General features: G+C 53.7%; 18 protein-coding genes and 1 tRNA gene. 13 read left to right on the forward strand and 6 right to left on the reverse strand.

The window, feature by feature from the left end; all coding sequences use genetic code 11:
* The first annotated feature begins 11 nt into the window (after positions 1 to 11).
* The gene (locus LC093_RS18500; RefSeq protein ID WP_226668374.1) at positions 12 to 560 is read left to right on the forward strand and encodes a VOC family protein; all 549 of its coding nucleotides are present in this window, start codon (positions 12 to 14) and stop codon (positions 558 to 560) included.
* 55 nt (positions 561 to 615) lie between these two features.
* Positions 616 to 1,623, forward strand: a complete 1,008-nt coding sequence (locus LC093_RS18505) for a fumarylacetoacetate hydrolase family protein (protein WP_226668378.1) — start codon at positions 616 to 618, stop codon at positions 1,621 to 1,623.
* Between the two features lie 49 nt (positions 1,624 to 1,672).
* On the opposite strand, the gene LC093_RS18510 is transcribed toward LC093_RS18505, so the two are convergent.
* Entirely contained in the window at positions 1,673 to 2,524 is an 852-nt protein-coding gene (locus tag LC093_RS18510; RefSeq protein WP_226668382.1) for a carbon-nitrogen hydrolase family protein, read from the reverse strand.
* A gap of 167 nt (positions 2,525 to 2,691) precedes the next feature.
* The gene (locus LC093_RS18515) at positions 2,692 to 3,687 is read right to left on the reverse strand and encodes a transporter (protein WP_226668617.1); all 996 of its coding nucleotides are present in this window, start codon (positions 3,685 to 3,687) and stop codon (positions 2,692 to 2,694) included.
* 214 nt (positions 3,688 to 3,901) lie between these two features.
* Here LC093_RS18515 and LC093_RS18520 point away from each other — a divergent pair, with 214 nt between their 5' ends.
* The 4 genes from LC093_RS18520 to LC093_RS18535 all read left to right on the forward strand — a co-directional run bounded on the left by LC093_RS18520 (position 3,902) and on the right by LC093_RS18535 (position 10,567).
* Positions 3,902 to 4,696, forward strand: coding sequence for an SDR family NAD(P)-dependent oxidoreductase (locus LC093_RS18520; RefSeq protein ID WP_226668385.1), 795 nt, complete (start codon positions 3,902 to 3,904; stop codon positions 4,694 to 4,696).
* Between the two features lie 173 nt (positions 4,697 to 4,869).
* Positions 4,870 to 6,648: a DUF885 domain-containing protein gene (locus tag LC093_RS18525; protein WP_226668388.1), complete on the forward strand. Its 1,779-nt coding sequence runs from the start codon at positions 4,870 to 4,872 to the stop codon at positions 6,646 to 6,648.
* A 231-nt stretch (positions 6,649 to 6,879) separates the two neighbouring features.
* Complete coding sequence (locus tag LC093_RS18530; RefSeq protein ID WP_226668391.1) at positions 6,880 to 9,186, forward strand: TonB-dependent receptor; 2,307 nt, start codon at positions 6,880 to 6,882, stop codon at positions 9,184 to 9,186.
* Between the two features lie 13 nt (positions 9,187 to 9,199).
* On the forward strand, positions 9,200 to 10,567 hold the full coding sequence (locus tag LC093_RS18535) for a dipeptidase (RefSeq protein WP_226668393.1): 1,368 nt from the start codon (positions 9,200 to 9,202) through the stop codon (positions 10,565 to 10,567).
* A 96-nt stretch (positions 10,568 to 10,663) separates the two neighbouring features.
* Here LC093_RS18535 and rtcR read toward each other — a convergent pair whose 3' ends face one another.
* Positions 10,664 to 12,259, reverse strand: coding sequence for an RNA repair transcriptional activator RtcR (gene rtcR, locus LC093_RS18540; protein WP_226668397.1), 1,596 nt, complete (start codon positions 12,257 to 12,259; stop codon positions 10,664 to 10,666).
* Positions 12,260 to 12,476: 217 nt separating this feature from the next.
* On the opposite strand from rtcR, the gene LC093_RS18545 reads away from it, so the two are divergent.
* The 7 genes from LC093_RS18545 (at position 12,477) to LC093_RS18575 (ending at position 19,279) form a co-directional block, all read left to right on the forward strand.
* The gene (locus tag LC093_RS18545) at positions 12,477 to 13,703 is read left to right on the forward strand and encodes an RtcB family protein (RefSeq protein ID WP_319004950.1); all 1,227 of its coding nucleotides are present in this window, start codon (positions 12,477 to 12,479) and stop codon (positions 13,701 to 13,703) included.
* A gap of 4 nt (positions 13,704 to 13,707) precedes the next feature.
* Positions 13,708 to 14,718, forward strand: coding sequence for an RNA 3'-terminal phosphate cyclase (rtcA, locus tag LC093_RS18550; protein ID WP_226668399.1), 1,011 nt, complete (start codon positions 13,708 to 13,710; stop codon positions 14,716 to 14,718).
* 220 nt (positions 14,719 to 14,938) lie between these two features.
* Positions 14,939 to 15,010: transfer RNA gene (locus LC093_RS18555), tRNA-Phe, on the forward strand.
* A gap of 348 nt (positions 15,011 to 15,358) precedes the next feature.
* A complete protein-coding gene (locus LC093_RS18560; protein ID WP_226668402.1) occupies positions 15,359 to 16,516 on the forward strand; it encodes a slipin family protein in 1,158 nt (385 codons plus the stop codon).
* A gap of 169 nt (positions 16,517 to 16,685) precedes the next feature.
* Positions 16,686 to 17,393, forward strand: coding sequence for a pirin family protein (locus LC093_RS18565; RefSeq protein ID WP_226668404.1), 708 nt, complete (start codon positions 16,686 to 16,688; stop codon positions 17,391 to 17,393).
* Positions 17,394 to 17,405: 12 nt separating this feature from the next.
* A complete protein-coding gene (locus LC093_RS18570; protein ID WP_226668406.1) occupies positions 17,406 to 18,149 on the forward strand; it encodes a sulfite exporter TauE/SafE family protein in 744 nt (247 codons plus the stop codon).
* A 107-nt stretch (positions 18,150 to 18,256) separates the two neighbouring features.
* The gene (locus LC093_RS18575) at positions 18,257 to 19,279 is read left to right on the forward strand and encodes a zinc-binding dehydrogenase (RefSeq protein ID WP_226668408.1); all 1,023 of its coding nucleotides are present in this window, start codon (positions 18,257 to 18,259) and stop codon (positions 19,277 to 19,279) included.
* Between the two features lie 118 nt (positions 19,280 to 19,397).
* On the opposite strand, the gene LC093_RS18580 is transcribed toward LC093_RS18575, so the two are convergent.
* The 3 genes from LC093_RS18580 to LC093_RS18590 are packed head-to-tail and all read right to left on the reverse strand — an operon-like array spanning position 19,398 to position 21,242.
* A complete protein-coding gene (locus tag LC093_RS18580; protein ID WP_226668411.1) occupies positions 19,398 to 20,195 on the reverse strand; it encodes an alpha/beta hydrolase in 798 nt (265 codons plus the stop codon).
* A 2-nt stretch (positions 20,196 to 20,197) separates the two neighbouring features.
* Complete coding sequence (locus tag LC093_RS18585) at positions 20,198 to 20,629, reverse strand: hypothetical protein (RefSeq protein WP_226668414.1); 432 nt, start codon at positions 20,627 to 20,629, stop codon at positions 20,198 to 20,200.
* On the reverse strand, positions 20,610 to 21,242 hold the full coding sequence (locus tag LC093_RS18590; protein ID WP_226668418.1) for a hypothetical protein: 633 nt from the start codon (positions 21,240 to 21,242) through the stop codon (positions 20,610 to 20,612). Before LC093_RS18590 ends, LC093_RS18585 begins: the two co-directional genes overlap by 20 nt.
* Positions 21,243 to 21,247 lie beyond the last annotated feature (5 nt).

Genomic DNA, 21,247 nt, shown 5'->3' on the forward strand with positions numbered 1-21,247 from the left:
TGAGGCCCAATATGGCAATTCAACGTATTCATCACGTGGCCTATCGCTGCCGCGACGCCAAGGAGACCGTCGAGTTTTATCGCGATCTCCTCGGTATGGATTTCCAGCTCGCCATTGCCGAAGACAAGGTGCCCTCAACCGGGGCACCGGATCCTTACATGCATGTGTTTCTCGATGCAGGTCAGGGCAACGTGCTGGCGTTTTTCGAGCTGCCCAATTCGCCGGATATGGGCCGCGATGAAAACACCCCGCAGTGGGTGCAGCACATTGCGTTGGAAGTGGAGAGCATGGACGAGCTGCTGGCGATGAAGCAGAAGCTCGAAGATGCCGGTATCGATGTACTCGGCCCCACCGACCACACCATCTTTAAGTCCATCTACTTCTTCGATCCCAACGGGCACCGTATCGAGCTGGCTGCAAACACCGCCGAGCCCGGTATGCACAAGGAGCTCAAGCGGGTCGCGGAAGACATGCTGGACGAGTGGGCGCGTACCAAGAAGGCCCCGCGCCACGCGGCGTGGATGCACGGCGACCAGGAATTCAAACCTTTAGATCCCTGAGCCCTCGAAGGCTCGTGGATTGAAAAAATCGTGAATTGAACAAGAGGAAGGCACAGTGAAGTTAGCCAGCCTGAAATCCGGCCGTGACGGCCAACTTGTCGTGGTCAGCGACGACCTCACACGCATGGCGTCTGCGGCAGAAATTGCACCGACGCTGCAGAGCGCGCTGGACAACTGGGCGGAAAAATCTGCCCAGCTGGAAGACCTGCACGCAAAACTGAACAGTGGCGAAATCGCGGGCGAAGCCTTCGACCAGGCCAAGTGCCATTCGCCGCTGCCGCGCGCCTATCACTGGGCGGACGGTAGTGCTTACGTCAACCATGTTGAACTGGTGCGCAAGGCGCGCAACGCGGAAATGCCAGAAAGCTTCTGGACTGATCCGCTGATGTACCAGGGCGGTTCCGATACCTTCCTGGCGCCGCGTGAGCCGGTAAAAATGCCGCAGAGCGACGGTTTCGGTATCGACTTTGAAGCGGAAATCGCGGTGATTACCGACGACGTACCGATGGGCGTTTCCCCGGAAGACGCGCTCAAGTACATCCGCCTGGTGATGCTGGTGAACGACGTTTCCCTGCGCGGCCTGATCCCGAATGAACTGGCCAAGGGCTTCGGCTTCTACCAGTCCAAGCCATCCAGCGCTTTCTCCCCGGTGTGTGTCACCCCAGAGCAACTGGGCGAGCACTGGCAGGCGGGCAAACTGCACCTGCCGCTGGTATCTGAATTGAATGGCGAGAAATTCGGTGAACCGAATGCGGGCATCGACATGACCTTCCACTTCGGCCAGCTGATCGCGCATGCGGCCAAGACCCGCCCGCTGGGCGCCGGCACCATCATTGGTTCCGGAACCGTGTCCAACAAGCTCGACGGTGGCCCCGGCAAGCCTGTCGCAGAAGGTGGTGTCGGTTACAGCTGTATCGCCGAGATTCGCATGATCGAAACCATCCAGGATGGCAAGCCGAGCACGGCGTTCATGCAGTTCGGAGACAAGATCGCGATTGAGATGCTGGACGACAACGGCCAGTCTATCTTCGGGCGTATCGAGCAGGTCGTAGAGAAGGTGTAAGCCAGATTTACCGAAGCAAAAGAAGCCACCCATCGGGTGGCTTTCTTCGTTACAACCTGCGCATGGATAGCAGTGGCATGGCCTGGCGCACCCGCGACAGTTTGTCGGCTTCCAGAGTCGCGGTAATTATGCCTTCCCCTTCATCGGCCTCGGCGAGGATTTTTCCCCACGGATCGATGATTACCGAGTGGCCCCAGGTGCGCCGCTTTTCTGAGTGCTGGCCACCCTGGTTCGCCGCGATCACAAAGCAGCCGTTTTCAATCGCACGTGCACGCAGCAGTGTCATCCAGTGCGCCTGTCCGGTGGTATGGGTAAACGCTGCGGGCACCATCAGTATCTCGGCGCCTTTCTCGGCTAGTTCTCGGTACAGTTCCGGGAAGCGCAGGTCAAAACAGATGCTCAGCCCCAGATCCGCCCAGAGGCTCGGAGCCGTCACCGGTTGCTCGCCAGGCTCGATACTGGCTGATTCCCGGTAGCGACCGGCTGCGTCTGCCACATCCACGTCGAACAGGTGCATCTTGTCGTAGCGTGCCTGCAGGGTACCGCGGTCGTCGTAAAGGAGAAATGCTGAGCGGCTACGGCGTCCATCTACCAGAGTACCGTCAGGCCTGTCCAGCAGCGGTAGGGCACCAGCGGCGATCCAGATGCCCAGCTCAGCAGACCAGCGCTGCATGGCGTGCTGGATCGGCTGCTCACCTTTAGTTGCTTTGGTATTCCCTGCAAAAGTTTCCGCGGCCGTGAAACTGCCGCGATCTGAAAGGTGGGCGAAATTCTCCGGTAATAAAACCAGCTGCGCACCGCGCCCTGCCGCTTGTTGTAGAAGCCGGTGCGCGTTTGCCAGATTCTCGGCGACACTGTCACTGCTGACCATCTGTACCGCAGCAACGCAAATATTCTCCAACGGTACCCCCTTATTTATGCATAGGTATTTATTTGCACAAGTAATGCCATTTACCTGGGTAACAAGTCAATAAGCACGGTGCGTCGCACATAGTGACCACATATTTTTCGTGCGCACAAAAAAGGCCACTCGCGAGTGGCCTTTTGGAGCACTGTGGCAAAGTCGAATTATTTTTTACCAGTGCCCAGCTGGTAAACAAATTTCAGCCAGTAGTAGTCGCCTTCCGTGGTGTTTTTGGTATCCAGCTGCGGCAGCCAGCGGAATTCGACCACGATATTGTCCTTGCCCATGGGCAGCATGTAGCCGATTGCAGGGCCGATACCGGCAGTCTTGGTTTGGAAAGCACCGACAAACCGGCTCTGGTTTTTGTCGTCGCTAATCTGGTTGCCTAGAAACGCGGCGAGCCCAAGTGTCATAAAGCCGTTACCGGCCTTTATCATCTGCTGCAGGCTCGCATCGAAATGTAACATCCGTCCACTGCGATAATTGGTATCGTCGTTTTCATCGTTTATGGTGAGACCACCGAACAGGGAGGCGTTGAAACCGCTCTCCATATTGGCATAAGAAATACCGAAAGTGGGATCGACCGCCCAGTAATTCAGGCCCGGATTGGCGAGGCGCCCGGTTTCGTAGTCCCCTGTGGGTGCGCGCACGGGAAGCATCACATTGTACTGCCAGTTTCCGTCGACCCAGCCAAGCATCAGTGGGATCAGGGATGTGTCACCCAGACCAGATTCCGATTCGCTGCGCCGGATTGATCCCAGCGGACTGGAAAGCCTGCCGCTGACATCCACATCGTTCCAAGCAAGGTAGGCGCCGACGGTATATTTAGCGCCGAGTACCGTGTTTTCGAAGGTATATAAAGCGCCGGGGAGAAAGCTGTTAATTCTCACGTCGATGCCCGCGGTCACCAGTCCGGCAATGGGGACATTGACCGAGGCACTGAGGTCACCGCTGTAATTCATATACATGGGCTCGAAGACCCAGCCGGTCTGTACCGGTGCCCGGTCAATCAAGGTAGCGGTGGTGCCTGGTACGTAGTAACCGATGCCGCCTTCGGTAGCGGATGTGGAAACTGAAAACAGCGACATCAGTGCCGAGACAAAAATGGCCGCGCCACTATTTCTGAATACTCTCCGTCCCCACACGCTTGGGAAATACATTAAATACACGACGAAATCTCCTTGTCGTGGCCACAGCCATGATTACTTTGCCTTTGAGTGTAGAACCGAAGAACAAAAGTTGCGCTGTGAAAGCAAGGGGCGAAATAATTTGTGTGACAGTGGCTTGAGGCGGAGTTTCTTGCACTTTGTTTTCCCTTACTTGCTTTATGCACACTAGGCTTAGCCCGAATAGGATTACTAGTGGAAACCGGTGATGGATCTACAACTCGATGGAAAACTCGTATTTATCAGTGGTTCAACCAAAGGCATCGGACGCGCCATTGCCGAGGCGCTGTTAAAAGAGGGCGCCAAAGTAATTATCAATGGGCGCTCCGGTACAGCTCAGGTGGCGAAAGAATTGGAGAGCCTTGGTGACGTCATTGCCATCGATGGCGATTTATCCGACCCCGAAGACAGTGAAAAAATCTGCCAGGAAATCGAAACCCTTGGGCAGCTCGATGTACTGATCAACAATATGGGCATATTCAATCCCAAACGCTTTGCCGAGATCAGTGATGAGGAGTGGCGGCATTTTCTCGATGTGAATGTGCTCAGTACCGTGCGTTTGTGTCGCTACTTTTTCCCAAAGATGCTGGAGCAGAAATTCGGGCGCATCATCAATATTGCCAGTGAAGCGGGCATGCGTGGGCTCGAGAGCATGGTGCACTATTCGGTCACCAAAGGCGCCCAGATCGTGATCGGCCGCGGCTTGGCAAACCTTACCAAAGGCAGCGGCAAGAATATGACGGTGAATTCCGTGCTGCCGGGGCCGACGCTGACTGAGGGCGTCAGCCAGTGGCTGAAAGAAAGTGCGGCCGGGCAGGGCAAAACCGAAGAACAATTTGTTGCCGAGTTTTTCAAGGAGACCGAGCCCGACTCTCTATTGCAACGGTTTATCAAACCAGAAGAGATTGCCGCCGTGGTGGCCTTTATCGCTTCACCGCTGAGTGCCGCCATCAACGGTGCCAGCATCAAGGCTGAGGGTGGGCTAATCAAGAGCATCGCTTGAGGCTCCCTTATCGACTGCCATTCCCGGCGTTTCGGGCAGAACTTTTGCCTGGCAAGTCGCGGCCTGCCGTTATCGTGACCTGTCATCCGGCGGTATGTCGAGGCGGGCGTCGCAATACCAATACCCCGTGGTAAGGTTGCGGGCAAAGCAAAATAACCTCGGAGTATTCCATCATGCCCGGCAGTACCCTGGCGAACCCGTTGCGGTTTATACCGATTCTTACCCTGTTGGCGACACTGTTTGCGCCCGCAAGTTGGGCCGCTTCCGCACCGGAAGCACTGCAACAGGTCATCGATGATCACTGGCAGTACAGCCTGCGCGAAGACCCCATCACCGCGGGTCGCATGGGCGAAACGGGCTACAACGACCGCCTGCCCGGTGTGGCGCCACAGGACCGAGCCCGCCGCCTGAAAGCAGAGCAGGCGTTGCTTGCCCGTTTACAAAAGATCGATGCCTCACAGCTGAGTGCGTCGGAGCGCGTAAACCACGAGCTGTTGAGCTGGGTGCTGGAAAACTCCATTGAGGGCAACGAGCTGTTCCTGGATCGGATTCCGGTCAATACCTTTTACAGCTTCTGGAGCTCTGCGCTGGATGCGAGCAGTGGGCTGTCGATGCCGCGGGTCTCGGATTACGAAGACTACATTGCCCGTATCAAGGACTTCGGCCGCTACTTCGATGAGAACCTCGCGAATATGCGCGTGGGGGTGAAAGACGGTTTCGTATTGCCGAAAATCGTGGTCGAGGGCATAGCGCCCACGGTGCGTGCGCAGGTTTACGATGACCCCACCAAGAGCAGCCTGTACGAGCCATTCAACAACCTGCCGGAGAATTTCTCCGCGGCCGAGAAAAAACGTCTGCAGCAACAGGGCAAGCAGGCGATCAGGGACTATGCCATTCCCGCCTTCGATCGTGTGGCAACGTTTCTTGAAGGCGACTATCTAAATGCGGCCACCGATACCCTGGAGGCCGAAGCGCTGCCAGGTGGCGAAGCCTATTACCGACACGCTATCCGCACCTATGTAACCCTGGATATGGATCCAAATGAGATCCATAAAATTGGTCTCGCGGAAGTGAAGCGTATTCGCGGGGAAATGGACGCATTGATCAAGGAATCCGGGTTTAAAGGCAGCTTTGAAGAGTTCACCGAATTCCTGCGCACCGATCCTCAGTTCTATGCAAAAACACCCAAGGATCTTCTCAAGGAAGCGTCCTACATTGCCAAGCGTATCGACTACCGACTGCCGGAATTCTTCGGCAAGCTGCCGCGCCTGCCGTACGGCGTGGTGCCGGTGCCCGATGAAATCGCCCCGAACTACACCACCGCCTCATACAATCCGGCAGCCATCGGTGGCACCCGCGGTGGCGCCTATTGGGTGAATACCTATGCGCTGGACCAGCGCCCGTTGTACGAACTGGTGGCACTTACCCTGCACGAATCAGTGCCTGGCCACCACCTGCAGGGCGCACTGTCACTGGAACTGGAGAATGTTCCGCAGTTCCGCCGCAATCTGTATCTCAGTGCTTACGGAGAAGGCTGGGGCCTCTATTCCGAGCGCCTCGGCGTCGAGATGGGCGTGTATGAAGACGCCTATCAGCAGTTCGGCCGCCTGAGCTATGAAATGTGGCGCGCCTGTCGCCTGGTGATCGACACCGGCATTCACTCCCAGGGCTGGAACCGCCAGCAGGCGCTGGATTTCCTCGCCGACAACACCTCACTGTCCAAGGCCAATGTGCGCGCGGAAGTAGACCGTTACATCTCCTGGCCGGGCCAGGCGCTCTCATACAAAATGGGCGAAATCAAAATCCGTGAACTGCGCGCGGAAGCCGAGAAGGCGCTCGGCGATCAATTCGATATCCGCAAATTCCACGATGCCCTGTTGGCCAACGGTGCCCTGCCACTGTCCATGCTGGAGCAGGAAATGGACCGTTTTATTCGCCAGCAAAAAAATTGATCCCTTTCTGCCCCGGTGTACATGCCGGGGCAATTTCTTCTCGTCTGTTCTCAATGTCACTTCACCTCAAAACAACCTCGCCCATTTCCTGCTAGCGAAACGTATGGCATGTAAGTTGCCTATCTCCAAGTAATCCCTTCGCCGGGAGTCAATGCTGGTAATGGTTGCCCTGTCGTCGGGATGCTGCGCATCACCGCAGACGGCTATTACTAAAAAAATGGGGAAGGGCATATGACGAGCAACTCAAAATCCGCGGCATATCTGCTGGCAATTTCCAGTGCGCTGACCGCATATCCAACCATCGCAGCGGACGAAAAGGCTGCGGCTGGGGCAATGGAAGAGGTCGTGGTACAGGCCAAGCGCACCTCCCAGGCCGACCTTGCTATCGGCGAAGATCAGGTCAGCAATACGGTTGGGGTGACACGTGAGGAGTTACTCTCCGCACCGGCCGGTATTTCCGGCCTGAAAATGCTCGAGAGCCTGCCCGGCTTCAACGTACAGACCGATGGTGCTTTGGGGCTTTATGAATTCGGTAACTCGGTGCAGGTGCGTGCCTTCAGCCTGTCACAGGTGGGTTTCGTGCGTGACGGCGTACCGATGGGGCGTTCCGATGCGTTTGGTGGCAGCCCGATTTTCCGCTATGTGGATAACGAAAACCTCGCGTCGGTGCTGGCCTCTCCTGGTGCAGGGGATGTATCGCTGCCCAGTTATGCATCGCTCGGCCCGATTGTTTCCTATAACACCATGATGCCGGCAGACGACGCCGGCGGTGTGGTCTCAGTGACCTCCGGTGACGACAACTTACTGCGCACTTTCGTACGTCTGGAAACCGGAAATATCGGCGGCTTCGGCGCCTATATCAGCCGCTCAAAAACCGACAGTGACCTGTGGCGCGGTCCCGGTACCATCGACCGTGAGCACCTGGAAGGAAAGGCGAAGTACGATTTCGACGAAGACAGCTACATAACCGCGAGTTTTATCAGCAACGACTTCTACGATTACGATTCACCCTCCGGACTGGAAAGCACATTTGAGGCCGATTACTACTACGCTTACCTCGATGCCATCCCTGAGGGTTGTAGCAACCCGATGCCGGGCGTGTATGACTTCAATGGCGACGGCACCATCGATGACCAGGATTTCACGCCCGTCTTTACCAGTGGAAGCTGCACCAGCTACTACGAAGATCGCGTCAATATCCGCGATGACAAACTCTACTCTGTTTCCCTGGCAACCGATCTCGCCGAAGACATCTATCTGAATTCCACCTGGTATTACGAAGACAAAGCCGGCTACGGCGTGTCACCGGACAGCTATCCCAACTCTCTGTCCATATACACGCGCCAGGCAGCGCTGGGGCTGGATGTAACGCACCCGCGCGGCGTGCAATATGGTTATTCCGGAGTTGGCGGTGAGCGCCAGGGCTTTACCGCCGGCATTGAGTGGGTGCTGGGACAACACAAAATCGAATTCGGTGGCTGGCTTGAAGACGAGACCTACAATCGCAGCCAGTTGCGCTACAACAAAACCGGTGGCAGCGCTGACGGTGACGTGATCAAAGATGAAGTCGCCTATTATCGCAGGGAGTACACCAGCACCCGCGATACCGTGCAGCTGTATGTGAAAGATACCATCGCACTGATGGATGATCGTCTCAATGTCGAGCTCGGAGCCAAGGCGCTCAGTATCGACTACGCCCTCGACGGTTACCGTGATTACGCGGATTACGAAAATTACGGACCGCAGTCGGTTGATGCAAAATATTCAGACAACTTCCTGCCAATGCTCGGTGCCGTCTACAACCTGAACGATACCGATCAGGTGTTTGCCTCCTGGTCCGAGAGCTTTGCTTTGCCGAAGGGCGCAGACGATATTTTCTCGGTTGCCACCAGTTTTGATGCACCAGCGCCGAAAGGGGAAACCGCGGAAAATATTGAATTCGGCTTCCGTACCAGCCGGTCCCAGTACAACGGTGCGCTCGCCATGTACTACACCAGCTTCGATAACCGCCTGGTTGCGGGCAATGTACTGAACCCGGCCACCAACGAACCCGAGGCTTTCTATACCAACGCGGGGGAAACCACCGCGTGGGGTATCGAGTTATCAGGCGTTTACATGCCGGCAATCTTCAACAATGAACTCTATTTCAATGCGAACGTGAGTTATAACAAGGCAGAGTTGTCCGACGGCTTTGGCGGCAACCCGGCAGGCAGCCAGCTGGCCGACAGTCCCGAATGGCTGGTGACCGGTGGTGTAACCTGGGAGCCTTCCGATTGGGTGGTCGCCAACCTATCGTTCAAACATACCGGCAAACGCTACGCGGATTATGCGGAAATGTTTGAAATGGACGATTACACGGTAGCTGCCGCGTATGTGGATATCAGTGGCGAATCCATCGGCCTCAGTAACGCCAACTTGCGTCTGAACCTCGACAACGTCTTTAATACCGAAGCGCTGTCCTTTGTTTATGCCGGCTCTCCCTATTTCCGCCCATTGAGCCCGCGCACATTCCAGGGCACGGTGACGTACAGCTTCTAATCAGGAAAATAACATGCTGAAAAAACTCAACCTGGCGCTCTGTATCGCGGGCGCCTTGATGGCGGGTTGTAGCCCGGAAGTGAAACAATCGACAGAGACGGCATCGACGGGCGAGAGCGCTGCTATCGAACAATCCCCTGGCGAGAATGGCGATAAAGCTGCCGTGGCGGATGTAGAAGCGCTGCACAAAGGCTTACTCACGATGGATACCCATGTGGATCTGGATGTGAGCAATTTTACCGCTGAGCAAAATTACACTCAGGACCTGCAAACCCAGGTGGATCTGGGCAAGCTGGAGCAGGGCGGGCTGGATGCGGTGTGGTTCAGCATCTACACCGGTCAGGGCGAATTGACCGAAGAGGGCTATGCCGCTGCACTGGAAAATGCGATCGCCAAGTTTGATGCAGTGCACCGCCTCGTCGAAGAAATCGCCCCGGAACGCATTGGCCTGGCGACGACACCGGAGGATGTCCAGAGCCTGATCGCGGAGGGCAAGCTCGCGGCATTGATGGGCGTTGAGAACGCCTATCCTCTGGGTACTGATCTCAGCCTGGTGCAGGATTTCTATAATCGCGGCGCGCGTTACATGTCGCTTGCGCACAATGGCCACAGCCAGTTTGCCGACTCCAATACCGGGGAAAGCGACGGCGTATGGTTACACGATGGCCTGAGTGATCTTGGGCGCGAACTCATCGCGGAGATGAACCGCGTGGGTATCATCGTCGACCTGTCGCACCCGTCGAAGAAAGCCAATATGCAAACCCTGGAACTGACCAAAGCGCCAGTGATCGCATCGCATTCCTCGGCCAAGGCCATGAACGACGTCAGTCGTAATCTGGACGACGAAGAGCTTATGGCGATTAAGGAAAATGGCGGTGTCGTGCAGACTGTGGCTTTTGCGTCATACCTGAATACCGAAAAGTTCGACGCGTGGAAGGAAAAGGCCTTCGCAGTGATGGCCAGGGAAGCGCAGAAAACCGGTTTCCAGATGATGGACTGGAAAGAGGTCGCCAAACTCGATCCAGCCGCGCGCCATGAGTACATGGACGGCTTTATGAAGCTGCGCACCGAAGTCGCGCCCATGGTTGAGAAAGAAGTCGATCCCGTAGTGCCACCGGTCAATGTGCAGGACTTTGTCGATCACATCGATTACCTGGTGCAGAAAATCGGTATCGACCATGTAGGGATCAGTTCCGACTTCGATGGCGGCGGTGGTGTTTCCGGGTGGAATGACGCCTCGGAAACTTCTGCAGTGACCGCTGAGTTGCTCAAACGCAATTACAGCGAGGAACAAATTGGCCAGCTGTGGAGTGGTAACTTGATGCGGGTAATGGCGGAAGTGCAGGCAGTTGCGGAGTCACTGCAGAGCGCTGAGGGATAAATATTCCGTCGGTGTCAGGTTCAGCAGCTCCGGTATTATTACAGGCGTTGCTGAACCTGAATTTAGGCACATTGCTTAGAATTTTTTCGGAATAATTTAAGCCTTAAGGCTTTCAAAGTTAATGCCGTACTTGCTCAATAGCTGTTTGACTCTGTGGGAGTCATTGCTGGACGTTTTTTTCAGTCGGCTAATATTGAAGAGCTTCCTGCCGGCCTCAGCCATTGAGCTGGACTGTTTGCACACTTCTACAAGGGCTGCGAGCTTGAGCTGGTCGTAAAAGTCCATTTCGTCGCTACTTCCACTACCCAGTACATCGTCAATGGTCGTTCTGAGCCTGATGGCACTGCCTCCTGAGCCTTGCCATTTTTGATTTAGGCGCAAGATTTCCTCGTCTACTATTTTTTCGGTTATTCGCCCACCATCTGAAAGCGTCGCCATACGAGTGATACTGGCATTGAGGTCTCGGAAATTCGCCGACCAACTTGCTTGGGGTGAACGTCCGAACACCAGGTATTTTCCCCGTGCGGCCCTGTTAAAGCTGGCCAGGTATCCCGCCTTGTTGCAGAAAGCTTCCAATTCATAGTCGATATTGGGCTCCAGATCCTCAATGCGATCTTTGAGTGAAGGGAGCTGATATGTCCACAGGTCAATCCGAGCCAGTAAATCAGCGCGGAAACTTCCCTCCCGCGCCTTCTGGATCAGGTCGTTATTGGTGCCCGCGATTAGCTGGAAGTCACTACTGGCTTCCTTATCCGAGCCGAATGGAATAAACCGCTTGTCCTCAATGGCTCGCAACAGCATCGCCTGCTCGTCAAGACCGAGCTCGCCAATCTCATCCAGGAACAGCAAGCCCTTGTGGGCCTGTTTGAGCAGGCCGGCACGATCACTATTTGCACCGGTGAAAGCGCCCTTTTTGTGACCAAACAGCGCGGACATAGCGTTCTCGCCTTTAAGCGTGGCGCAGTTGATAGCCACGAGCTGGCCTTCGAGAGTGCCGCGTTGCTTTCGCAATTCGTATACCCGCTGGGCAAGCTGTGATTTACCGGCGCCTGTGGGGCCGGTAATCAGGATGGGCGCATTGGAGCGGATAGACACTTTCTCCAGCTGCGCGATCATGTCGTTAAATGCCTTGTTGCGGGTTTCGATACCGCCCTTGAGGTAGGCGGTACCCTCCTGATGCTCTTTCTGGAATCGGGAAGCTATCTGGTCGTATTTGGAAAGGTCGAGATCGATGATCTGGTATTGGCCGGGCAGATTACTGTCCCGCTTGGCGGGTGATGTCTGCAGCAATTGCCCGGGCAGGTAGCCCGCTTCTGTGAGCAGATAGAGACAGATCTGTGCTACGTGGGTACCAGTGGTGATATGGACCAGATAGTTTTCACGGTGTGGTCTGAAGCTATAGCCACGGGCGAAATCGAGCAAAAGGCTGTAAACCGACTCGAAATCCCAAGGATCCTGAAAATTCACCCGGTGGTGGACTACCTCGGTCTCCGGCGATATACGCGCAATATCCTCTGTAACCTGATCTGCCAGACCTTGGGAATGGTTATCGAACAGCAGTTCGAGTCGATCGATCAGGAGATCGTCGTGCTGGCACATGGAGATATTGGGGCGCCATTTGTCCCAGCGCTTGTTGCCCCTTCCGCGCCGATCCAGGGTGGTTCCCAGAATACTGATTGCAACTGTTTTCATGCTATCGAATATATTATTTAGATATCTAAAAAGATAGTTTTAAGGGGCTGGCAATTCGCCGTAATCGCCATTCCGCTGCGGTAGAAAAACAATTAAATCCTTAGTAATCAAAGAGTTATAAATTTATTTTGTTTTTTCTGAAAAGTTGGCACTTTCCTGGCAATAAGGGGCGCAGATCTGAAAACAGCAACGAATATTTGATGAAAAGGAAAGAACCGTGACTCAGCGAACCTATGAAGTGATGCAGGACGGCGGTGTACCGATCAAGTCCTGGACGGTGGGCGTGCCGTTTGAAGCTGAGGCAAAAGAGCAGCTAAAAAATATCTCTCGTCTGCCGTTCATCCATCAGTGGCTGGCTGCGATGCCGGATGTCCATCTGGGAAAAGGGGCGACCATCGGTAGTGTCGTGCCTACCGTGGGTGCAGTGATACCGGCTGCCGTGGGTGTGGATATTGGCTGCGGGATGATGGCGGTGCGGACAAGCCTGAAGGCATCGCAGCTGCCGGATGATCTGGCCCCGGTACGCTCGGCGATCGAGCGCGCGATACCCCACGGCCGTTCCTCCCGCGCCCGCGGTAGCCGGGATAAAGGCGCCTGGTGTGACGTGCCCAATGATGTGATGTCGGCCTGGGCGCCGTTGGCTATGCAGTTCGATGTGTTGCAGGAAAAGCACCCCGTATTGAGGAAAACCAACAATCTCAACCACCTGGGAACGCTTGGAACCGGAAATCACTTTGTCGAAATGTGTCTCGATGAACACGGTAGCGTCTGGCTAATGTTGCACAGTGGCTCCCGTGGTGTTGGAAACCGCATCGGTAATCATTTTATTGAAATGGCGAAACGGGATATGGAGCGCTGGCATATCCAGTTGCCAGATTCCGATCTGGCTTATTTGCCGGAGGGGACCGAGCATTTTGATCAGTACATCGAGGCCGTCGAGTGGGCACAGAACTTTGCGCGTATCAATCGTGAAGTCATGATGGCGCGTGCTATCAGTGCGGTAAAAAGCGCGTTGAAAATGGATTTTGATGCGCGTATCGAAGCGGTGAACTGTCATCACAACTATGTGTCCCGTGAGCACCATTACGGGAAAGATGTGCTGGTTACCCGCAAGGGTGCCGTTCGCGCTGGCGCTGGAGAAATGGGAATCATACCGGGCAGTATGGGCGCGCGTTCATTTATCGTTCGTGGCCTTGGAAACGCGGAAAGTTTCTGTAGCTGTAGCCATGGTGCCGGGCGTGTTATGTCACGTACAAAAGCCAAGCAGTTGGTGTCCCTTGAAGAACACCGGCGGGCGACTGCTGATGTCGAGTGTCGAAAAGATGCGGGTGTCATCGACGAGACACCGGCAGCCTACAAACCGATCGAGCAGGTCATGGCGGCCCAGAAAGATCTGGTGGAAATCGTATACACGCTGAAACAGGTGGTGTGTGTAAAAGGATAGCGGGATGCAAGTAGTTGACGGTTCTCAAGGCGAAGGTGGTGGGCAGATATTTCGCTCTGCATTGACTCTGGCGATGTGCCTGCAAAAACCGGTTCAGATAAAGAATATCCGAGCCGGCCGCAGCAAGCCGGGCTTGCTGCGGCAGCATCTGGCCTGCCTGCGCGCGGCCCAGGCCATAAGCGGTGCCAGGGTTTTAGGTGACGAGCTGGGATCCACCGAGGTGGTTTTTGAGCCTGGGTTGGTGAACGCGGGTAACTACCATTTCGCAATCGGCTCAGCCGGTAGTACCAGTCTTTTATTTCAGACAATTCTGTTGCCCTTGCTCCTTGCGAACGGCGTCAGTGAACTGTGCCTGGAAGGAGGTACCCACAACGGTCTTGCGCCGAGTTTTGATTTCATCGAGCAGACATTGTTGCCCGTGCTCGCAAGAATGGGCTATCGCGTTGAGGTAGTGCTGGAAAAATTCGGCTTTTACCCAGCGGGTGGCGGCCAGTGGCGCGCGCGTATTTTTCCCGCAGAAAATGTGTGCTCTCTTGAACTTTGCGATAGAGGCAGATTGATGAAGGTCTTTGCTGTGGTGACCTTGTCACAGTTGCCGCGGCATATTGGCGACAGAGAATTGCAGCAGATCAAGAGAAGGTGTCACTGGCCAGACGATAATCTTCACTATCGAAGCGTGGAATCGGTTGGCCCGGGAAATATGGTGTCTTTGCGGGTTTCCGCTGAATGCATCACAGAAGTATTTGAAGTTGTAGGTGAAAAACAACTGCGGGCTGAACGGGTTGCAGGGCGTGCAGTAAACGCTCTGGAACGCTATCTGAAAGCTGGTGTACCGGTGGGAGAATATCTGGCGGACCAGTTGTTGCTGCCGATGGTTCTTGGGAACGGTGGGCGATTTGTCACGCTCGAACCGAGTCAGCATTTGTTGACGAATGTCAGCGTTATAAGCCAACTCACCGGAACTTCTATTGAGGTCAGGAAAATAGACAGTGATGTTTGGATGGTAGAGATTTAAAAGCAAACAAGAACCGCCATGTGTTTGCTGATATCACATTCACGGAAGAGTGATTACACAGGGATGTGCGGGGCGGGTAAGAACATTCATCATTCGCCATTTGCGGATGATGATAAAAGGGTTTGGGGATGTTGTTTACTCTGCGGAGCTGGTTCAGTACGCCAGCCTGGCGCAATCGCTTGTGGCGACTTGTGTACCGAGTAAAGAATTACCTAAACACCACTTTGTAGCTCAGGTGGTAGAGCAGTCGATGAACGTCGACGGGTCGCAGGTTCAATTCCTGCCAAAGTAAGGTCGTCTTGGAAACGACTCCATGGTAAAGGCGAAAGCCCGGGGTTCGAATCCCCACAGGGTTTAGGCCCATTTATGTACTCAGAGGCCCATTGCGTTGTGGCTCGGTCGAAACGCCTTCCCTCGGGCAGGCGGGATGACTTTGTGACAGCGTGTCGGAGGTTTCAGACGTCGATGGTGTGCAATTTTGCATGTTGCTCAGTGAAGTAGAGCTCGCCGTATTGAGATGCTGACATAGTTGGCGCTCCGATACGAGCTGGCGCTACCAATCGCAGAGTGACCTGCCTGATTCTATCCGTCGCCCTCGAAATGTCCGAGTGGGCCTCGCTCAGGTTTTAAGGAGAATTATATGTTCATATGGAAATGCGTGGATATCGGCGATACTGAACGTGCCTTGCTGTTTCGTAACAACAGGTTTGTACGCGTACTCGAACCCGGTCGGCATCGAATTTGGACACTGATGGACGACACGCGTATTGAATTACACGATATCAGCAAGGTACTTTTCAGGAGAGTCGATGCCAAATTTTTGCTCAAACTGCATGGAGAGCAACTTGGTCGGTATATCGAAAGCTACGAACTGGGCGATACTGAAGTTGGCTTGGTATATCGGGATGACCACCTTACCGATATCGTCGAGCCGGGCACATTCATTCCTGTCTGGAAGGGGCTAGAGAAAGTGAGGGTAGAAATCGTCGACATCGGCGAGGAGTATACCGTCGATGAAAAACTGGTTCCTTTTCTGGAGGGGAGCTCGGCTGTTGGAAAAAGTGCAGCGGCAAACGCACTGATCCAGTATCTCGAGGTGGCGGAAGAAAGCATGGCACTCCTCATGGTGAACGGAAAGCTGGAGCAACAGCTGAAACCGGGTCGCTACGGGTTCTGGAAATATAACCGATCGATCAAAGTGAGCCTGGTTGACCTCAAGTTGCAGACGCTGGAGGTTGGCGGTCAGGAAATACTGACCAAAGACAAGGTAAGCCTGCGAATTAACCTGAGTTCGAGCTATCGCGTAGTTGAACCGAAGAAGGCCGTGTTGAAACTCGGAGATTACGCTGGGTTTATCTACCGAGAGCTTCAGCTGCGCTTACGAGAGGTGGTGGGTACACAGAGTCTTGATGCTATTTTGGAAGATAAGGATAGCCTCAATGTGGGAATATCCGAGGGTGTGCGGGGCAAGCTGATGCAGTACGGCATAGAGGTTGCCACCGTTGGAGTGAAAGACATCATTTTACCCGGTGATATGAAGCTGATCCTGAATCAGGTTATGGAAGCGCAAAAGGAGTCTGAGGCCAATCTGATCAAGCGGCGCGAGGAAACCCACGCGATGCGATCACTGCACAACACGGCCAAAATGATGGAAAACAGCCCGGTTTTGCTGCGCCTGAAGGAACTCGAAGCACTTGAACGGGTTACCGCGCGGATCGACAAAATCTCGGTGTATGGTGGTTTGGATAGTGTGCTGAATGACCTGGTAAAGCTAAAGCCCGTTACCGCTGCACAATAAGGTGCCCGTCCTGATGGGCGGGCTTTTGCTGACCTGACTACAAACACCTGGCTGTAAGCATCAGCGGCTAAAGTGTTTAAATCGAATGATTTATCCCACTAAATTCGATTTTTCCCTTCTATAACCCCTCGTATAGTAGCGCCATCCAATCCATTGCGAGGACGGCAAAATGCTCTATCTACGGCACGCTGAAGAACGCGGCAAGGCAGATTTCGGCTGGCTCGATTCACGCCATACGTTTTCCTTTGGTCACTATTACGACCCCAAGCATATGGGTATCTCCGCGCTGCGGGTGATCAACGATGATACCGTGGCACCCGGTGCCGGTTTTGGTACCCACGGTCACCGGGACATGGAAATCATCTCCTATGTGCTTTCCGGTGCCATTGCCCATAAAGACAGTATGGGTAACGAATTCGTATTGCCAGCGGGCGAAGTGCAGCGTATGACCGCCGGCACCGGAATCACTCACTCGGAATACAATCATTCCAAAACCGAGCCGCTGAAGTTTCTGCAAATTTGGGTAATACCCAACCAGCGCAACCTGGAGCCGGGGTACGAGCAGAAAGCCATCCCGCAGTCCGCCAAGCTCACGCCGCTGGTTACTGCAGACGGTCGCGACGGCTCGCTTACCCTGCATCAGGATGCAAGTCTCTATCGGTTGCAATTAAAGGCTGGCGAAAGCGAAACCCTCACAACCACCGAAGGCATCGGTTACCTGCATATTATTGACGGGGCTGTCGAAGCCAATGAGCAGATGCTCAGTGATGGTGATGGTCTCGGTACACTGGATGAACCTCTGAGACTGCGTGCGGGCGAAGGCGGCGTGACCGCACTCTGGTTCGACCTCCCGCGCAAGCCAGAGCAGCGCGGCTAACACAACTTGTTTATGGAATTACTGAGTAGCAGCCCGCTGTTCTGGGGACTCGCCATAGTCGGTGTGCTCCTGAGCGGGATTTCGAAATCCGGTTTTGCCGGCGGCGCCGGTGTGGTTGCGGTGCCGCTGCTTGCGCTGGTGATTCCGGTGGAGCGTGCAGTCGCATTGATGTTACCGATCCTGCTGGTGATGGACCTGCGCACCATTACTTACTACTGGCAGCATCGGGACCCTGCGGAACTCCGGCGCCTGCTGCCAGCGGCAATTGTGGGCATTGCACTGGGCGGGTGGCTTCTTAACTGGGTATCCCCAGTTATACTGACCCTTTCTCTCGGGCTGCTGTGCCTGCTGTTCGCTTTCTGGCAAAAGCTCGCGCCCCTCGCTGCGCGGCTACCGGGTAGCGCCTGGCTTTGGGGCGCGACTTCTGGTGTCACCAGTACCCTGATTCATGCCGGCGGGCCCCCACTCAATATGTACCTGATCGGTCGCGGACTGCCAAAGCTCACCTGGCTGGCGACAGCGGGGCTGGTGTTTGGGGTTATGAACCTGATTAAACTGGTGCCCTATACCCTGGTGGGACTATGGAGCCGCGAACTATTGGTGACCGCGTTGGTGCTGTCACCGGTCGCGTATTTTGGCGTCTATCTCGGCCACAGAGTGCAGCATCACCTGAGTGAAAAGCTGTTCCTGTTAACATGTCGCTCTCTGCTGGCATGTTCTGGAGTGGCGCTGGTGGTGAAAACTTTTCTTACCTAATTCCAGGATACGCTGGGTTAACGTCAATCCGGCTCAATGAACAAATTTTACGGTAGCCCGACAAATCTCTATATTGGTCCACCTCGAACTACAGTCCAGATTAAACAATGCAAAATAAACGCAACGTGTGGCGTACTAGCAAAGCTGGAGCGATCAGCAATCTTAGGCCGGTGACAGAACCTATTGAGGCTCTTGATCCGGAAAAGATCCGAATCGAGGTGAAGTCCGTTGGCCTCAACTTTGCGGATATCTTCGCACTGACCGGGCTCTATTCCGCAACGCCGGAAGACAGTTTTATTCCCGGGCTCGAGTTTTCCGGTGTGGTTATTGAACTGGGTGACTCTGTCGATACAGATTTGAACATTGGCGACCGGGTTTACGGTTGTACTCGCTTCGGCGGTTATGCGACCTGTGTGGATGTATTGCCTCAACACTGCCGGGTAATTCCCCAAGAATGGAGCTATGCCGAGGCGGCGGCATTTCCTGCGCAAAGTCTTACCGCTTACTACGCGCTGACCGAACTCGGTGCGCTTAAACCGGGCCAGCTGGTTCTGGTGCAGAGTGCTGCCGGTGGTGTGGGTTTGCAGGCGATGCGGATGGTGCAGAAGCTGGGCGGGGTGCCGATTGGTACTGTGGGCTCCGAGAGGAAAAAACAGTTCCTTGCCGAACAGGGTTTTCACGAAGTCATCGTGCGCGGTGAAGATTTCGGCGCGCAGCTGAAAACCCAGCTCGCCGGCAGGCCATTGCATCTGGTACTGGACGGTATTGGTGGCGAGATCCAGCGGCGCTCGTTTGACGCCCTGGCGCCGACCGGACGGCTGATCGTATTCGGTGCCGCCGAGTTCACGCCGGGCGACAAGCCCAACTGGCTGAAGGCGGCGTGGTTGTACCTGAAGCGCCCGCGTTACGATGTGATGGATATGATCAGCACTAATAAATCCGTGCTGGCATTTAACCTGATCTGGCTGTGGCAGGAACAGGCGCTGTTCGATAAGTTGTTGAGCGGTTGCGAGAGCCTGGATTTGCCGGCGCCACATGTCGGCCATCAGTTTTCATTTCGCGTAGCGCATGATGCGATTGAGTGTCTGCGTAGCGGTAGCTCGATGGGCAAAGTAGTGCTTAATTGTTAACGAGCCACGTTTCAAAGTTTATCAGGGGGTTGCCGATAAAGTTGTTCATTGTTCATTGTTCATTGTTCATTTCGCTGTTTGGCGCTAGTGGGGTGAGAGTTTAGTCCAGCTGACGAGTTTAGATACTAAGGAAGTTTCTGATGGCTTTTTTTGCGGCATCGGAATATATGAGACTATTATGATCTACTTCGGGAATTTCTACGGCTGATATTATGTTCACTATATTTTCTAGGGTGTTGTATGAATGGCTGTTGGGTATCACAGCATCTCCCTTCGCAATTAAAGCAAGTACTTTCGAGTCCATTTCTTTGGTGGACTCAAATAGAGAGAATTTGTGTTTGACTATAGATCCTGGGACAAAAAACCTTTCTTTAGCAATTCTTTCTAGGCTATAGAGCGGGGTGGATAAAATTATTTTTTCAGGATTTCTGAATCGTGCCACATGTCCGGCAATGGCGCTGCCCAAGCTGTGCCCCATAACTATGATGTTTGATTCTGGGTATTTAATACCAACCCAATCATAGATTTCCAAAGCGTCGCTGTATAAAGATTTTTCACAGGGGTTGCCGTCGCTTAATCCATAGCCTCGATAATTGAATGTGGTGATTAAGTCAAAGCCAAATCCATCAAGCAAGGGGAGTATTGCACTCGCTTCTTGCGCATTTCCGCCGAAGTAAAGCAGATGAAAAGGCCGTTTTCTTACAGTATGCTCAACCTGGATTGTCCATCCTTGGAGGGTAAATCCGGAAGTTGTAAGGAGTTTCTCGGAAAATTTATCCAGTTTTCTGTAGTTTAATAGGTCAGCTTTGGGCGGATAAAATATCAGTCTATCTTGAAACCGGTGAAGAGTGACCACGTAAATAATATAGGCTCCTAGAAAGGAGCCTATCGTAGATATCGCTACGGTGAAAAACATTTCTATGGGCAGTTGACCTGTGTTATATCGGTTGTTTCCGATTCCACGGGAACAATGCAGATACAAATATCTTTTTCTACAAGGCCGAGAACCGCATAACTACCAACAGCAGCATTTCCTACTTCAGGCTTTGGGACGATTATCTTTAGGCTTTTTCCCTTAATTAATTCATCTGCGTTTTTAATGACCCCAGTAATGACGGTTGGGTCTGGAAGGTTTTCTGCGAACGAGGGCGATTTCCTTAGGCCGAAAAATCCTGACCCCTGGGGCTTGATGTCTTCGATCTTTATCAGGATTTTGTCTTCAACAGCCCTGTCAGCAGGCCATTCCCATTTTAATTCTATATCCGCAGACATGGCGCATCCTCCGATAAGTGATAGCGTTATTATGGCTATTAATTTCGTTAAATTTTTTTTACCCAACGACAAGTTCATATTTGTCTCCGCCAGTAGGTATCGCACCAATGTGTCCACTGTATATCCTTTTGGCGTCTTGGTGCTTGGCTTTTAGGTAATCATACAGGTTGTTGGGTGTGTCTAGGCCAGGAATTCCTCCGCTGATGACTTTTGCATGCGCAAATGCCTTCGCAGCTTTGGTTGAACAATTCCCTCCCAATATATTAAAGGCGCCAGGGCTGAGCTTTAGTGTTTCCCAGAAGGTCTTGAATAGGGAAGCTTGTGACTGGCTAACTTTTATCAATAAAACGGTAGAGAAAACATCGTATTTCTTCGCCAAATCTATATCGACATAGTAAGGTCGCATCTTCTGAAGATCCGGGTAGTGAGCAACCATTCCCTTCATGTTTATCCCGGTGCTGTTTAATGATATTGAAGGGCCGTTTTTCCACGACGATTTTGAACTAAAAAAGCTTGATCCGGATGATCCGCTTGATGCATCGCCACCGCCACCGAAGTAGCCGACGGGTTCGCCATTAGGCAATATACAGTCAGCGTGCTGTTCCATTGTGCCAGGGCTATGTGAGTCGTTTTTCTTCCCCCTGACAATTAGCCCGATGACATCGGGGTCAATTCTATACTTATTTGCCATTTACA

It is taken from the genome of Microbulbifer aggregans (assembly GCF_020524005.1).
Lineage (GTDB): Bacteria > Pseudomonadota > Gammaproteobacteria > Pseudomonadales > Cellvibrionaceae > Microbulbifer > Microbulbifer aggregans_A.

Excerpts from the sequence above, each read along its gene's own strand:
- LC093_RS18585 (WP_226668414.1), bottom strand. The coding sequence starts at position 20,629 with ATGAACTTGTCGTTGGGTAAAAAAAATTTAACGAAATTAATAGCCATA.
- LC093_RS18515 (WP_226668617.1), bottom strand. The coding sequence starts at position 3,687 with ATGTATTTCCCAAGCGTGTGGGGACGGAGAGTATTCAGAAATAGTGGC.
- LC093_RS18575 (WP_226668408.1), top strand. The coding sequence starts at position 18,257 with ATGCAAAATAAACGCAACGTGTGGCGTACTAGCAAAGCTGGAGCGATC.
- LC093_RS18520 (WP_226668385.1), top strand. The coding sequence starts at position 3,902 with ATGGATCTACAACTCGATGGAAAACTCGTATTTATCAGTGGTTCAACC.
- LC093_RS18590 (WP_226668418.1), bottom strand. The coding sequence starts at position 21,242 with ATGGCAAATAAGTATAGAATTGACCCCGATGTCATCGGGCTAATTGTC.
- rtcR (WP_226668397.1), bottom strand. The coding sequence starts at position 12,259 with ATGAAAACAGTTGCAATCAGTATTCTGGGAACCACCCTGGATCGGCGC.
- LC093_RS18565 (WP_226668404.1), top strand. The coding sequence starts at position 16,686 with ATGCTCTATCTACGGCACGCTGAAGAACGCGGCAAGGCAGATTTCGGC.
- LC093_RS18570 (WP_226668406.1), top strand. The coding sequence starts at position 17,406 with ATGGAATTACTGAGTAGCAGCCCGCTGTTCTGGGGACTCGCCATAGTC.
- LC093_RS18525 (WP_226668388.1), top strand. The coding sequence starts at position 4,870 with ATGCCCGGCAGTACCCTGGCGAACCCGTTGCGGTTTATACCGATTCTT.
- LC093_RS18535 (WP_226668393.1), top strand. The coding sequence starts at position 9,200 with ATGCTGAAAAAACTCAACCTGGCGCTCTGTATCGCGGGCGCCTTGATG.
- LC093_RS18500 (WP_226668374.1), top strand. The coding sequence starts at position 12 with ATGGCAATTCAACGTATTCATCACGTGGCCTATCGCTGCCGCGACGCC.
- LC093_RS18560 (WP_226668402.1), top strand. The coding sequence starts at position 15,359 with ATGTTCATATGGAAATGCGTGGATATCGGCGATACTGAACGTGCCTTG.
- LC093_RS18530 (WP_226668391.1), top strand. The coding sequence starts at position 6,880 with ATGACGAGCAACTCAAAATCCGCGGCATATCTGCTGGCAATTTCCAGT.
- LC093_RS18580 (WP_226668411.1), bottom strand. The coding sequence starts at position 20,195 with ATGTTTTTCACCGTAGCGATATCTACGATAGGCTCCTTTCTAGGAGCC.
- rtcA (WP_226668399.1), top strand. The coding sequence starts at position 13,708 with ATGCAAGTAGTTGACGGTTCTCAAGGCGAAGGTGGTGGGCAGATATTT.